Genomic DNA, 13,578 nt, shown 5'->3' on the forward strand with positions numbered 1-13,578 from the left:
GCCAAAGAATCGACCTTCAATGCAGACTGGGTCATTATGATCGTGCACAGGTTGACGAGTATGTGGCACGGCATCTTCACTATGCAGGAGTAGACCAACAAATCTTTTCTGACGGTGCATTAGATGAAATCCACCGCTATTCCGGAGGGGCCGCAAGGCTCATCAACAAGGTATGTACGCACTGTTTACTTTATGGAGCACAGAACGGACATCGAATTATTGATGATCACATGGTCAAACGGGTGATTGAGGGAGAATTATCATGATTCTCCCTTTTTTCAAATGACACTTGGACAATAGATTCGTCAATTTGCGGACAACTAACGCCGTCACCTTCGGGACGATATACTACGTCATTAACAATTTATCCTGTTGAAAATGTTATTCCCGTTCGTATTTGGGCTTTACTTAGGAACATTATTTATTTAGAAACTGGAGATTCAAATTGAACTGGAACATGCTGCTTTTTATTTTTCTTACCAGTGCAATCCTATCCTTGTATTACATTGCGGTTTTGTTTGTTCCTATTCCATTACCATATTTTCTATTAAATATGGATGGTACGAATTACTGCCCTATTATAAGTGGAGTCTCTTTAACACTGGGACTATTTTCTCAACAATCTACTACGAATCACTTTACAAAAACCGAAAGGAATGCCAACCAAAAAACGGAATGAACAAGACATAAAAAAGCTCTTCATCCATCCCTAGTTGAAGAGCTTTTTTATGCAAAGATTACGCTTTCGGTCTTTTTCTTTTTGCCGCAATAAACATGGTCACAATCAGCACTAACGGAATCGTCATAGAACCAATCAAACCAAACATTGCAATATTTTGTCCACCCATCAGAGTTCCCCCCTCCAGCTCAGATGATATGTATTTATTTAATCATATGCTTATTACCTATGTCTATAAATTAGGAGATTTCCCCTATTGAGAAATCCCCTTTTTCACGTAATTGTAAAACTTTATTCATAATTGCTGCGCAGTCGCAATTCCTTTTCAATCTCCTCTATCCATATGTCATCCTGCAAGGAGCGGGCAAGCAAATATAAGTCAAGCAAATCATCTATCGTAATAACGTTCTGTCGACTCATCCGAAGCAAAAGTTCAGAAAAAGAAGAGTGTGCCGCAAAAGAAATAACGCTGGAGTCAGACTGGTACGTGTTGATTTGCTGCAACAAACGCTTTAGATCATCTTTTACCTGCTCAACTAATTGATTCTCCTCGCAGTTTGGACAGGAGTATACCGGCACATGGTCAATTTCCATATGATTCATATATACAACTTTACGGAGTTTTAAATCCATCTGCATGTTGCATTTCTCACATTTCTTCCGCACAAACTTCTCCCCTTCCCTCCGTACACTTTACTTTATCCTATTCGGGAAGCGGAACGTTATGCTTAATAACGAGCATTCACCTTCTGGCACGACGGACAAATGGCTATTCTTTGCGCTACGCCTTTTCCGTCTTCAATTATGTAACCTTCCAATCGTGTGAGCGTTGAATCACAATACAAACATTCAGAGGAAAATTCCATATCGAAATTCGCTTTCCATGCATATGGCTTAAAGGTTTCCCCTATCGAAATTCTTTCAAATCCTTCATTCATCCGTATTCTACCTCCTGATTTCATTACGTTTATTCTTACCCAAAGTCGTTTGGTTTTATACGAATTGTCTAAAAATATTAGCCCTTCACACTGTGCAGATTTATACATACAATGTACAAATGTCTCAAGAAGTGAGGAGGTCATGAGATGAAACGTAAACACGGCTACACGATCACAACCACACCGCAGCCCGCTTATCTGCACCCTGCCAACTACTTTGTTCCTATCGTAGAAAAAGTGAAGCCTGCCATTGTTTCGATTACAACAGAAGACCACTCCGTAAACGATTCGATGATCGGTGTGCTCCATCAATTTCTTTTTCCGTCTTCTCCCACACCGACAAAAGAAGTACGGCGCAGCTTTGGCACAGGATTTATCATTCATCCGAAAGGTTACATTCTGACAAGTGAGCACGTTATCGCCAACGCCAAACACATACAAGTGAGGTTATCAAACGGGGAAACGAAAAAGGCCAGTCTCGTCTGGTCTGACACCAAACGGGATCTGGCCCTGATTCGTATGATAAACCGTATGCCGCTTCCCACGCTTCCTCTTGGCTCGTCGAAAGAGGCACGCGTCGGGGAAATTGTGATTTCGATCGGGAATCCTTTAGGATTGGAAAACACGGTAACCACTGGTATCATTTCCGCAAAAAATCGCCCCGTACAAATTTCGGGAAAAACGTATGAAGATATCGTTCAAACCGATTGTGCCATCAACCCGGGAAACAGCGGAGGCCCGCTGATTAACATGAATGGGGAAGCGATCGGCATGAACGCTTTTATTATCCGGGACAACCATGGGCTTGGCTTCGCTATCGGGATCGACAGCATTAAGCCGCACATTCGCAAATATTTATAATCATTTAGCAAGATCAGGCGGTCAATCGTATGAGGTACTGACAAATTCGACATCCGGATTTTTTTCTTTAGCCCACCGTTCCGCGAATTCATTCTCAAGAAGGACAACAGGCCGTTCTTCCCGGTCTTTTACAAGCAGGCTGCCCCCGTACTGAATGAGGTTCAATTCATCCGGTTTTTTATTGCCTTTTATCCACCGGGCCAGCTCATAGCCAAGCGGCTGTATTTCCACTTCTACCCCGTATTCATTGCGCAAGCGATACTGGAACACTTCCAGCTGCAGCTGACCGACAACGCCAATGATCGAATTCTCCGCTCCGGGACCTGTCGAAGTAAAAAGCTGAACGGCCCCTTCCTCTGTCAGCTGTTCAACACCTTTATGAAACTGTTTATGCTTCATCGCGTCTTTCGTGCGTACCCTGGCGAAAATTTCCGGAGAAAAATGTGGAATTCCGCCAAATGTGAAGCCTGTATTTCCTTCACATAAGGTATCCCCGATAACGAATGTTCCCGGGTCGAACAGACCGATTATATCTCCCGGATGCGCATCTTCTACAATATTTCGCTCCTGCGCAAGAAACTGCTGGGGCTGGGAGAGCTTGATTTTCTTGCCGGTCCGCACTTGCTGCACGGTCATTCCGCGGCTGAATGTGCCCGAACAAATCCGCAGAAAAGCAATCCGGTCCCGGTGTGCCGGATTCATGTTCGCCTGGATCTTAAAAATAAACCCGGAGAATTTGGAATGATCCGGCTCGATCAGCCCTTTGTCACTCATGCGGGGGCCTGGAGCAGGAGCCAGCTCTAAGAAATACTCCAGAAATGATTGGACACCAAAATTCGTTAAAGCGCTGCCGAAGAACACGGGAGTCAATTCCCCCTTATCTACTTTTTCCTTATCAAACGGATCCCCGGCAATATCCAACAAATCCACATCTTCTGCGAGTTTCTCAAAAAGGGATTCCCCTATAATCGAGTGAACTTCCCCATCGCTTTGTTCGTCCTGAAACACAGGGAGAATTCGACGGCTATTTTGCTCATGACGCTTAAACAATTCGACGTTTTTTTTATTGCGATCATAAACCCCTTGAAAATCCATCCCGGAGCCAATCGGCCAATTCATCGGACACGAGCGAATCCCCAGCACTTCCTCCAGCTCTTCCAGCAAAGAAAGAGGGTCACGGGCTTCCCGATCCATTTTATTTATAAAAGTAAAAATAGGAATATTGCGCATGCGGCATACTTCAAAAAGTTTGATCGTCTGCGGTTCAACCCCTTTAGCGGCGTCAATAAGCATGACCGCGCTATCCGCTGCCGTTAGGGTACGGTACGTATCTTCGCTGAAATCCTGGTGACCCGGTGTATCCAGAATGTTAATATGGTAGCCACTGTAGGAGAACTGCATGACGCTTGATGTCACCGAGATACCGCGCTGACGTTCAATTTCCATCCAATCGGATGTCGCCTGCCGGGCAGATTTCCGACTTTTTACCATTCCAGCTTCATGGATTGCTCCCCCGAAATAAAGAAGTTTTTCTGTGAGAGTCGTTTTCCCTGCGTCCGGGTGGGAAATAATAGCGAACGTTTTTCGTGGTTCAATCATAAATTTTGAAACGCCTCCGTATTCTTAACATGAGAACAGTCTGCCTTTAAGTATAGCATATTTGCAGGTGTACGATAAGAAGGCGATTTAGCGGTAAAAAAGCAGGAAAAAATAGGGAGGTGATAAAGAAAACTCCCTCTATAAAGTAAGGTTTTTCTTTCATATACGCTAAGAAAAACTCGCGGGCGTTGCCGCTCGTCCTTTTTCTGCAGGGAAGCGAAACGGCCGCTTAGTGACCGGAAGGTCGGACCGACAAAACATCCGGGTACCTCAATGATGGAGACAATTGTCGGTCTGATCGACCTTCCGGCCACACGCTCCACATCGAAAAAGCAACGTTCGGCACACTCCCGCGAGTTTTTCTCAGGTGACCAATGGAAGGAAAGTATATGTTGCTTTACAGTGTTAAAGCAACATATACTTTCCTTAACGCTAAAAAAGAGGCCGCCCGGCGGCCTCCTGGTTACGATTAACGAAACATTACCGAAACGGTGCAGTGACCGTTCGGCCCATATCACGAATGAGATTGGCAATATCCTGGCCTATGTCCCGTATCGGGTGGTTACCGGCTCTTTGCGTACTCATCGTGCGGATTCGGTCATTCAAACCTTTATCCGCCGTAACATGGATATTGTAGGCTGGCTCAGCCCGCTTAAGCGCGGTAAGCACCTTTCTTTCGATCATTTTCTTATTATACGGCTGCGCACCCTGAATGCCGATAACCGCATCCTTTCCGTTCACCACAGCCGTTGCACCGGTAACGCCGTCTACATTGGCCGCCAGTTGCGCCAAACGGTTCGCAATCCGCTGGTTTTCGTCTACTCTAAAGGGACGAACGCCAATCGTGTTGTATCCCGCAACGGTATGGTTGATGGCAGCACTGTTATGATTCGTGCCGGCCGTATTCATTCTATTATTTTGTGCGCCGTTTGGACGAGCGACCAGATGATCACCTGTCGTAGTTCCCTGGTACTGGTTGGCTCCAAGCTGCTGGGTACGGGTATTCGTTCCGGCTCCCGGTCCACAGGCTGCGAGGGAACCGGCCAAAATACCAACGAAGAATAGAACGCTCCATTTTTTCACTGATATACGCATACGCATGACCGGCTATTATGATAACGTATTATCTGGCACGGAAATATTGGAAAGCGCGTCACCGGCCTCATTCTCGTATATGTCCTGTACGGCAAGGTCGCCTAAGGCAACCATTCCGTTCAATTCTCCGTTATCAACAACAGGGAGTCGGCGAATCTGATGCTGAGCCATTAGCCTTGCAGCTTCATGAACATCCATCTGTGAGGAAGCAGTAACAACATTTTTTGTCATAACGTTGCTAACCGGAGTGTTCCCGTCTCTTCCGTTCGCTACCGCGCGGATCGCGATATCACGGTCCGTAACAATCCCAACACACTGGCCGTTTTGCACGACAGGAACAGCTCCCACGTCATACTGATGCATAATATTTGCCGCATCCGCAATCGGTTGGTCAGGCCGCACAGCAGATACTTGCTTCGTCATAATACTTTCGAGCTTTTGCGTCATACTAATCCCTCCTGATTCATTATTTCGGGGCATTCCCCTTTTTAATATGTGTTAAAAAGTTGCACATTAAAAATAATCCTTTCAAGAATCGGGCAAAAAAGTCATAATACCGTTAGATAAATATTTATTAAATGCGGAGGAACCAAGTGAAAGCTGCTTTGATATGTTTTATGTGCGCATGTTTTTTGCTTACAGGTTGCGGTTATCCTGTGCAGCAGGAAAAAAATAGCGGAAGGTATGCACAGCCATATTCTTCCTCCCTTCACGGGAAGAAGATTTTGTTAATCCCGCTTGACAGCCGCCCTGTAAATACGGACTACATTTCCCTGCTTGCAAAAATAGGGGGAGCGACCGTTAATTTCCCCCATCAAGGACTCGACCGTTTTGGCCGATACGCCAATTACGAAAAAATAAAAAAATTTTTGCTGGCTCATATCAGCGAATGTGACGTTGTTTTTATCGGGATTCCCGAATGGTTAAACGGAGGCATTATTGCGGGGCGGCAGGTTAGCACGTACACGAAAAATGCCTATCGTTTGCAGGAACTTAAAAGCATATTGAAAAAATACCCGAAAAAAAAGGTATACGCGATCAATCTTATTCCGCGTGAACTGCCGGCTTCCTCTTCTCCGGCGTTTAAATACCATCATGAAATCGTTGTGTACGGCAGGAGGTATAATCAATACCTTACCGCTAAAACGGCTGACGAGAAAAAGCGAATTCAGAACATCATGTCAGATATTCGAAAACTTGTGCCGCGTGTATATGTCGAAGACTACGTACGCCTGTTTGAACAAAATATGCGGGTTCAGCGGGAATTGGCAGGCTGGGTGAAGGAAGGAATCATTAAAGAAATGCTCATCGGCATGGACGATACAAGCAGCATGGGGCTCCCCAAAGTATGGGAACGCAGGCTGCAGCATTTCATCACGGAAAATCATCTGTCGAACGTACACGTGATGACAGGTGCAGACGATTTGACCTGTCTTCTGCTCGCCCGGTATAAAAACGAGAGTACACATACCGGATCACGCTATATCGTGACCTTCTCGAACGAGCGGGAAAAAAACAATGTGCTCGCTTATGACGGAAAACCACTGAATCAGGTCATCCAGGAAAAAATCCGGTTCCTTCAACCTGACCCTCCGGCCGATGTCTCTGCTCCAATATATGTATACGTTCATTCTCAGGATGAAACGCTGGACCGGGTGGACCGTTGGGCGAATGGCAACCCGCACGCGATAAAAGGAGTAGCGGATGTGGTCTCGTCAGTTTCGGGTGATACGACATGGATGGAAAATTTTCTGCGGCAGAATCTGGAGCAAAAAGTTGAAAGCTATTCCGCGTGGAATACGAGCGGTAACACCCTTGGCCTCCTCCTCTCTCACCTGGAAATGATCCGCGATCAACCCACATGGAATGAGGCAAATGAAAAATGGTTGATTACGCGGTATATCGAGGATTACTACTTTAACATCATTAAACGGGCGGAATATGTCAAGAAGTACGCTTCTCCTGATAGACTAACGCGGCAAGAGCAGGATCAAATTTGTGAGGAAGTCAAAACGAGAAGCAACGTATTCATCCGAACGCTTACGTTTGAAACGATGCATGGTGGAGAAAAACGGATTAAAAAGCCATCATTTATCGTGGAAAGAGCTGCCCTGCCGTGGGGCCGGATTTTTGAAATTCATTACCGGTTTAGGCATCTGTGAAGCACCTGCTCTATATCCTCGGTCATCTGGAAATGCCCTCACCCTAAAAGCAATCATCCTGAATCATAATCCATGTTATAATTAAAACGGGGTGTGGCCTATGGAAGAAATTTTGAAACAAATCTTAACAGAGATCAAAGAATTGCGAACCGATGTGACTACGCTAAAAGGCGATGTTAGCCTACTAAAAGACGGCCAGGAAAGACTGGAAACCAGCTTAGAAAAGTTAGAAATCGGACAAAAAGAAATTCAAGAATCCATTATTCGCTTGGAAGAAGGACAGCCTAAGGACATTGTGGCATTATTAGATCGCATCAATAAAAAACTGGATAAAAAAGGATTTGAAATCCAGGTTTTAAACAAACGCGTATTTGAAGTCGAGACAGAACTTGAAAGCTTAAATAGGCAATAAGGCACCAAAAAAGGCAGAGAGGATATTTCCTTTCTGCCTTTTGGCTGTCTATGGCGTAATTAAATTCTTAGCAATCTGATCTATCGTCATCTCACTGTTTACCTGATGGGTCCCACGCTTTAGCGCGTACATTAATTTATTGTTAACGAAGTACTTAATCAGCACTTTTTTGTCTGGTATTATCTTGGCCTTTTCAAGTTGTGCAGCAACTTCTTCCGGGGTCATTCCATGGGTAACGTTCAGGGATACTGTATGTACCTGTTTTGCCGCCGGTTGAGGTGCCTTTGTTCCCGGTACCGGTGCAGTGGAAGCGGGTGTAGCAGAAGCTGTAGCAGAGGATGTGCTTTCGGATGTACGGCTGCTGGACGCAGACTGATCCGGTGTTTTCTCCGCCTGTTGTGCCTGGTTAATCGCCGGGGCAGTTATGAAATACGCGAAGGATAAGACACCGGTTGCTACAATGATACCGGCTCCGAATCCCCGCCATGCACTTTTATTCATTGTAAAATCTCACTCCCTGTCTTATTTCCCTTTTTTATCATTGATCATATCCTGTACCTGATGCAGCTCCTTTAATACGGAAATCGAGAAATTCTCTAATTTTTGTTCCAGGTCGTTTACCTGGTCTTTTTCCTTTCTAAACGAAAACACCAAAATGGCGATTCCTATGATAAGCAATACAATAATTGTATATTCCATATTTTCCCTCCTTGATATTTTTACACGATGCCTGTCCCCCTTATCCTTTATACCATAGTGTCCGATAAAGGCAAGGGTTAGTCGATTTCTTATTGTGCAAAAAAAATTAAAATCCACCACCCGAAAAAAATGGAATGGGACGTGTTTTATTTCCATAAGGTAGTGAAAGATGAACGGAAAGGAGCGGTCAGGATGCATACCTATCGAAAAAAATACAGGCCGTTTATCGGCCCTTATGATCCTTGTCCCCCGATGACAAAAAAAACGTATGAAACACCGCCGTACCTGTACCTTGGCTTTCAACCGTCCCAAATGCCGCAATACCCGCCGAATGAAGCGCTGCGTCAGGGAACGTTATGGCCCGCTTTGTATGCACCGTACGAAAGTCCGTATAAAGATAAATACGGGAAAGGGGGAGCCACACCGTGAATCCGGATGAAAATTACTACAATTTGCTGCTGGAAATCCAACAAAATGATTTTGTGCTTTACGAACTGAATCTGTACTTGAATACGCATCCGCTCGATCAGGACGCCATTACTCAATACAATGAGTTCTCCCAGAGAAACAAAATGCTAAGGCAGCATTTTGAATCCATGTATGGTCCGCTTATGCATGCCGGACAAAGCTTCTCTACCGCCCCGTGGTCGTGGAGCAATTCCCCCTGGCCCTGGCAGGTATAGATAGGAGGGATTCATCCTTGTGGATTTATGAAAAAAAACTGCAGTACCCGGTACGCGTCAGCAAGTGCGATGTTCGAATGGCGAAACTTCTGATTGAACAATACGGCGGCGCGGACGGCGAATTGGCCGCCGCCCTTCGATATTTAAATCAGCGGTATACGGTACCCGACAAAGTGATTGGTGTTCTTAACGACATCGGAACGGAAGAACTGGCTCACCTTGAAATGATTGCTACGATGGTGTATAAACTCACGAAAGATGCCACACCGGAAGATTTTGAGCGAGCAGGGCTTAGCGCTCATTACGTGAACCACGATAAGGCCTTATTTTACGAAAATGCCGGCGGAGTGCCTTTTACGGCTACGTATATTCAGGCGAAAGGAGATCCCATCGCTGATTTGTATGAGGATATTGCGGCTGAAGAAAAAGCGCGGGCTACCTATCAATGGCTTATTAACATGACCGACGACCCCGACTTAAAGGATAGCCTTTCCTTCCTGCGGGAAAGAGAGGTCATTCACTCCCAGCGTTTTCGAGAATCCGTTGAAATTCTCAAGGAAGAAAGGGAGCGGAAAAAAGTTTTTTAATCAAAAAAAGAGGCGGAGCCGGATTGCTCAGGGATTCGCCTCTTTTCTCTTTTCTCTTTTTTCCTTATCGATCGCTTTGCCGGGACCGATCAGTTTGTCCCACCACCCTGCCTCTTGTTCATCAGGGTGATATTTTGGGTTACGTGCCTAAATTAGAACCGGTTCGCGAATCAGCCGCATTTTCCTTTTGTTTTTTGTTATGATAGGGGATAGGTGGTGAATGGTGTGCGAAAAATTCAATATCCAATTGGTCAAAGAAAACTGCAGTTAACTTCTTCCTTACCCGCACGAATGAAAGTGGAAGAATTTTTAGACATGTATCAGGGTAAAAACAATACGGCAAGCCGGGGGATGTCTCTTGAAGAGGATGTCAACGAGAGCAACGTCTACTATGTGGCCCACCAGATAGCAGCCGTCCATAAAAAGCCGACACCGGTTCAAATCGTGAAAGTGGACTACCCTTCCCGTTCGGCTGCTGTTATTCGTGAAGCTTATTTCAGGCAGCCCTCAACGACAGACTATAACGGAATTTTTGAGGGCCGCCATCTGGATTTTGAAGCGAAGGAAACGCGGAACCAAACCTCTTTTCCACTAAGCAACTTTCATGAGCACCAGGTCATCCATATGAGCCTGGTACGGAAGCATAATGGTATCGTTTTTACCCTTATTCGTTTTACTGCTCACAACAAAACCTATCTGCTGGATGCCGAGCATATCATTTCGTTCTGGGAAAAGGCAAAAGCAGGCGGACGAAAATCCATACCTTATTCTTACATACAGGAACACGGCCATCTTATTCCTGTTGGTTTTCAACCGCGGCTCGATTATCTTAAAGTCATAAAGCAGCATTATTTTTAGGCGGGTAAAATGGGGTTTCTTTGTCCGCTTTTTCTTTAACGTGTGAATAAAGAATATCTTTCTCACACGCATACAGGTAACTAAGGCTATCCGTGTGACTGCGGCTTGATACTAGCAAGTTTTCTTTATAAGAAATTAATAAAAATCTCATACAACTTCCATAATCGTGCTCCAAATTCTCATAGCTTTTTAATGTTTCTGGAATAAAATCAAGCTGTAATTATTGGAAAAACAAATGATAAAGGAGTGCTCAAAATGGAAGCAAAAAAATTTCTTAAAGGTATGACTTCAGTACTTACAGCAGGAGCCCTTGTTGCAGGCCTCTCAGGTTCTGCCTTCGCTGCTACGACACCTGCACATACGACAGCGAAACATGCGGCAGTTAAACATGTAGCTAAAAAAGCCGTTGCAAAGAAAGTAACCGCGAAGAAACATGTTGCAAAAAAAGTAACCGCGAAGAAACATGTTGCGAAGAAACATGTTGCAAAAAAAGCAGCTAAAAAAGCAGCAGCTAAAAAAGCCGTTGCAAAGAAATAACTCCTGATTGAGAAAAACTCGCGGGCGTTGCCGCTCGTCCTTTTTCTGCAGGGAAGCGAAACGGACGCTTAGTGACCGGAAGGTCGGACCGACAAAACATCCGGGTACCTCAATGATGGAGACAATTGTCGGTCTGATCGACCTTCCGGCCACACACTCCACATCGAAAAAGCAACGTTCGGCACACTCCCGTGAGTTTTTCTCAGGTGACCCATGGAGGAAAGTATATGTTGCTTTAACACTGTAAAGCAACATATACTTTCTTTAACGGAAAAAAAGGCTCTAGTTTCTAGGGCCTTTTTTTTATTTTTGAGAAAAACGGAAAGGGCATTTATCAGAGTGGATTCATTTGGTATTATAGTAAAAATACATGCCCGATTCTTACTGTTTCTATTGAGGAGGCGACCCCATGTATCATCGGCTGTACATTGAATACCTATATTACTTCAATATAGAACAGGATTATTACGAGTGCCATGAGGTGATGGAGGAATACTGGCTAAATGAAGGCCGGAACCGACTGCTGCAGGCTTTGCTGCAAGTTGCAGTCGGGCTGTACCATTTTCGAAATAAAAACGTGGAAGGAGCCATCAAGCTTTTTGGGTCTGCTTTGAATAAAGCGGGGGATACATGGGAGGGAGAACTCGGTATTGATCTGGCTAAACTTTTTTCAGAAGTGAAAGAATATCTGGCTAAGCTCTATTCATATAATGAGAAGGCGTTCTCCTTTTATCCGTTGTATATTGACATTCATGACCCCGTGCTGGCTAACGCTGTGGCGAAGTGTGTCCCTCAGGGAGTTGCTGAAGAGGATAAATTCTAAGCCAGGACCTGATATTAGTCCTGGCTTAAAATAATTACGCGCGTCTTCGAATGTACCAGAGGGAAAGCCACCCGGCACAAAGAAGCATCGCACACCATGCTGAAATTTTAAAATAAAGAGGAGCATCCCCAACTGTACTTTGGGATTGGGTTTCCTTTGAACTCTGTTCAGCTTTCATCGCCGGTAGCGCATATTCCTCGGTTTTCCCCGAAGAAGTCAGAACCATAACATGGTGGGCATCCTCTATTTTTACCTGGTACCGGTCGTTTCTCGGAATTGTGGCATATACATTTGACTCGTTTGTATAGCGTTCCCCTTGAGTGACAACATGTTGTCCCTCGTTCAAGATGCGAACGGTTTTGTAATGGCTAAATCCGTAATCAAGTAAATACTTCGTATCGTCATAAATCTGCTGACTGCTATCGGCCTTCATTAAGATGGCTAATAATTCGGTCCCGTTCCGCTGGGCCGATGTAACGAGCGTAAACCGCGATTGGTCGGTGAACCCGTTTTTTACCCCGTTGGCACCCGGATACGTAAAAAGCATCTTATTATGATTAATCAGCTTCGTCTTCCACTCTTTCCCATTCCATAGCATTTCTTTTGTTCCGACGATCGAACGGAACTTTTCATTTTTCATGGCGTAGGCAGTAATTTTCGCCATGTCTTCAGCTGTTGTGTAGTGGTCCTTATCATATAATCCATCAGGGTTCGTAAAATGGGTATGGGTTGCCCCAATCGAAGCGACAAATTCATTCATCCTTTTGCTGAATGCAGCTATGCTTCCGTCCATATGCTCGGCAATGGCAACCGCTGCATCATTTCCTGAATTAATGAGCATACCGTATACAAGGTCTTCCATGCGCTTCTGTTCGCCTTCCGCGAGGTATACTCTTGTTCCTTCCACATTCCGCGCATTTTTCGATACCGTTACCATATCATTCAGATTTCCATGCTCAATCGCTAGAATCCCCGTAACAATTTTGGTAATGCTTGCAGGAAAGAGTACTTTTTCAGGATTTTTCTGATACACGATGTATCCGGAACGGGCATCCATTAATACGGCAGCGTCACTGTGGATCAGGGCGTTATTTATCGTTGCAGCAGAGGATTGAACAGGCGCCGCCTGGACAAACCCTGGAAGAATACATAGCAGGAGAATTGATTGTATAAGTATAATTACTGGAAGTAACCATTTCATGAAAAATAAAACCACCTATTTTTTAGTTATAAATCAACCATTATAGGGCAAGTATACCCAAAAAAAATTAAAGGAGAAAGAAAAAATTATAAGAAAAACCGGGCAAAAACCGCCCGGTCCTTTTTTGTTTAGAGAATATCCGATAGTCTGTACTTTATGCCATGTACTCCCTCATAATATTCCGGATACATTCGTCCACCACATTTTTCGCATGAAAACATCGGGGGAGTGGTTGGATCTCCATCGTCCATTAAGTCAAAGTCCCTTACAACACTTAAAGGAATTTCCTCTTTTTCATGACACGTTAAACAAACAAAGCTGACGCTCTGTTTCTTGGACTGGTTTAGATTTATGTTTTTCTTCTTTTTCTTCCCTTTTTGACGGGTTTTTGATACCGGTGAGATCGCTAATCACCCTTTCTAAATAAGCTCTTGTTATGGGGCA

At 44.6% G+C, this 13,578-nt stretch carries 18 protein-coding genes and 2 pseudogenes; 11 read left to right on the forward strand and 9 right to left on the reverse strand.

What is annotated here, in order from left to right; translation table 11 throughout:
- Positions 1 to 266 (forward strand): annotated as a pseudogene (locus H525_RS28685) (AAA family ATPase); the annotation flags it as partial.
- Positions 267 to 970: 704 nt separating this feature from the next.
- On the opposite strand, the gene H525_RS0114530 reads toward H525_RS28685, so the two are convergent.
- Both H525_RS0114530 and H525_RS0114535 read right to left on the reverse strand, forming a co-directional pair.
- A complete protein-coding gene (locus H525_RS0114530; RefSeq protein WP_027416792.1) occupies positions 971 to 1,345 on the reverse strand; it encodes a hypothetical protein in 375 nt (124 codons plus the stop codon).
- Between the two features lie 62 nt (positions 1,346 to 1,407).
- Complete coding sequence (locus H525_RS0114535) at positions 1,408 to 1,617, reverse strand: hypothetical protein (protein ID WP_035101368.1); 210 nt, start codon at positions 1,615 to 1,617, stop codon at positions 1,408 to 1,410.
- 147 nt (positions 1,618 to 1,764) lie between these two features.
- Here H525_RS0114535 and H525_RS0114540 point away from each other — a divergent pair, with 147 nt between their 5' ends.
- Positions 1,765 to 2,478 (forward strand): S1C family serine protease, encoded by a 714-nt coding sequence (locus H525_RS0114540; RefSeq protein WP_027416794.1) that lies wholly within the window; start codon positions 1,765 to 1,767, stop codon positions 2,476 to 2,478.
- A gap of 21 nt (positions 2,479 to 2,499) precedes the next feature.
- On the opposite strand, the gene H525_RS0114545 is transcribed toward H525_RS0114540, so the two are convergent.
- The 3 genes from H525_RS0114545 to H525_RS0114555 form a co-directional block, all read right to left on the reverse strand.
- The gene (locus tag H525_RS0114545; RefSeq protein ID WP_027416795.1) at positions 2,500 to 4,077 is read right to left on the reverse strand and encodes a peptide chain release factor 3; all 1,578 of its coding nucleotides are present in this window, start codon (positions 4,075 to 4,077) and stop codon (positions 2,500 to 2,502) included.
- A gap of 480 nt (positions 4,078 to 4,557) precedes the next feature.
- Positions 4,558 to 5,178 (reverse strand): YhcN/YlaJ family sporulation lipoprotein, encoded by a 621-nt coding sequence (locus tag H525_RS0114550; RefSeq protein ID WP_081413426.1) that lies wholly within the window; start codon positions 5,176 to 5,178, stop codon positions 4,558 to 4,560.
- Positions 5,179 to 5,187: 9 nt separating this feature from the next.
- Positions 5,188 to 5,619, reverse strand: coding sequence for a CBS domain-containing protein (locus tag H525_RS0114555; protein WP_027416797.1), 432 nt, complete (start codon positions 5,617 to 5,619; stop codon positions 5,188 to 5,190).
- Between the two features lie 209 nt (positions 5,620 to 5,828).
- On the opposite strand from H525_RS0114555, the gene H525_RS0114560 reads away from it, so the two are divergent.
- Positions 5,829 to 7,334, forward strand: coding sequence for a DUF4127 family protein (locus H525_RS0114560; RefSeq protein ID WP_162142504.1), 1,506 nt, complete (start codon positions 5,829 to 5,831; stop codon positions 7,332 to 7,334).
- Between the two features lie 100 nt (positions 7,335 to 7,434).
- Complete coding sequence (locus H525_RS0114565) at positions 7,435 to 7,746, forward strand: hypothetical protein (protein WP_027416799.1); 312 nt, start codon at positions 7,435 to 7,437, stop codon at positions 7,744 to 7,746.
- A gap of 48 nt (positions 7,747 to 7,794) precedes the next feature.
- Here the strand turns inward: H525_RS0114565 and H525_RS0114570 are convergent, their stop codons facing one another.
- Together H525_RS0114570 and H525_RS27400 are read right to left on the reverse strand one after the other, a co-directional pair.
- On the reverse strand, positions 7,795 to 8,247 hold the full coding sequence (locus tag H525_RS0114570; RefSeq protein WP_027416800.1) for a hypothetical protein: 453 nt from the start codon (positions 8,245 to 8,247) through the stop codon (positions 7,795 to 7,797).
- 21 nt (positions 8,248 to 8,268) lie between these two features.
- Positions 8,269 to 8,445 carry a hypothetical protein gene (locus H525_RS27400; protein WP_155837308.1) on the reverse strand — a complete coding sequence of 59 codons (177 nt, stop codon included), beginning with the start codon at positions 8,443 to 8,445 and terminating at the stop codon, positions 8,269 to 8,271.
- A 192-nt stretch (positions 8,446 to 8,637) separates the two neighbouring features.
- Between H525_RS27400 and H525_RS0114580 the strand changes: the two genes are divergently transcribed.
- The 7 genes from H525_RS0114580 (at position 8,638) to H525_RS0114605 (ending at position 11,933) form a co-directional block, all read left to right on the forward strand.
- Positions 8,638 to 8,874 carry a spore coat associated protein CotJA gene (locus tag H525_RS0114580; protein ID WP_027416801.1) on the forward strand — a complete coding sequence of 79 codons (237 nt, stop codon included), beginning with the start codon at positions 8,638 to 8,640 and terminating at the stop codon, positions 8,872 to 8,874.
- Positions 8,871 to 9,128, forward strand: coding sequence for a spore coat protein CotJB (locus tag H525_RS0114585; protein ID WP_027416802.1), 258 nt, complete (start codon positions 8,871 to 8,873; stop codon positions 9,126 to 9,128). The genes H525_RS0114580 and H525_RS0114585 overlap by 4 nt, the downstream gene beginning before the upstream one ends.
- A gap of 17 nt (positions 9,129 to 9,145) precedes the next feature.
- The gene (locus tag H525_RS0114590; RefSeq protein ID WP_027416803.1) at positions 9,146 to 9,715 is read left to right on the forward strand and encodes a manganese catalase family protein; all 570 of its coding nucleotides are present in this window, start codon (positions 9,146 to 9,148) and stop codon (positions 9,713 to 9,715) included.
- 234 nt (positions 9,716 to 9,949) lie between these two features.
- Positions 9,950 to 10,573, forward strand: a complete 624-nt coding sequence (gene recU, locus H525_RS0114595) for a Holliday junction resolvase RecU (protein ID WP_035101385.1) — start codon at positions 9,950 to 9,952, stop codon at positions 10,571 to 10,573.
- A gap of 255 nt (positions 10,574 to 10,828) precedes the next feature.
- Positions 10,829 to 11,110 (forward strand): hypothetical protein, encoded by a 282-nt coding sequence (locus H525_RS0114600; RefSeq protein ID WP_027416805.1) that lies wholly within the window; start codon positions 10,829 to 10,831, stop codon positions 11,108 to 11,110.
- Between the two features lie 7 nt (positions 11,111 to 11,117).
- A complete protein-coding gene (locus H525_RS27405) occupies positions 11,118 to 11,357 on the forward strand; it encodes a hypothetical protein (RefSeq protein ID WP_155837310.1) in 240 nt (79 codons plus the stop codon).
- Positions 11,358 to 11,519: 162 nt separating this feature from the next.
- Positions 11,520 to 11,933 (forward strand): DUF309 domain-containing protein, encoded by a 414-nt coding sequence (locus H525_RS0114605; protein ID WP_027416806.1) that lies wholly within the window; start codon positions 11,520 to 11,522, stop codon positions 11,931 to 11,933.
- Positions 11,934 to 11,967: 34 nt separating this feature from the next.
- Here the strand turns inward: H525_RS0114605 and H525_RS24230 are convergent, their stop codons facing one another.
- Both H525_RS24230 and H525_RS29620 read right to left on the reverse strand, forming a co-directional pair.
- A complete protein-coding gene (locus tag H525_RS24230; RefSeq protein ID WP_051331060.1) occupies positions 11,968 to 13,134 on the reverse strand; it encodes a D-alanyl-D-alanine carboxypeptidase family protein in 1,167 nt (388 codons plus the stop codon).
- A 294-nt stretch (positions 13,135 to 13,428) separates the two neighbouring features.
- Positions 13,429 to 13,578 (reverse strand): annotated as a pseudogene (locus tag H525_RS29620) (IS91 family transposase); the annotation flags it as partial.

The organism is Aneurinibacillus terranovensis DSM 18919 (assembly GCF_000430625.1).
GTDB lineage: Bacteria > Bacillota > Bacilli > Aneurinibacillales > Aneurinibacillaceae > Aneurinibacillus_B > Aneurinibacillus_B terranovensis.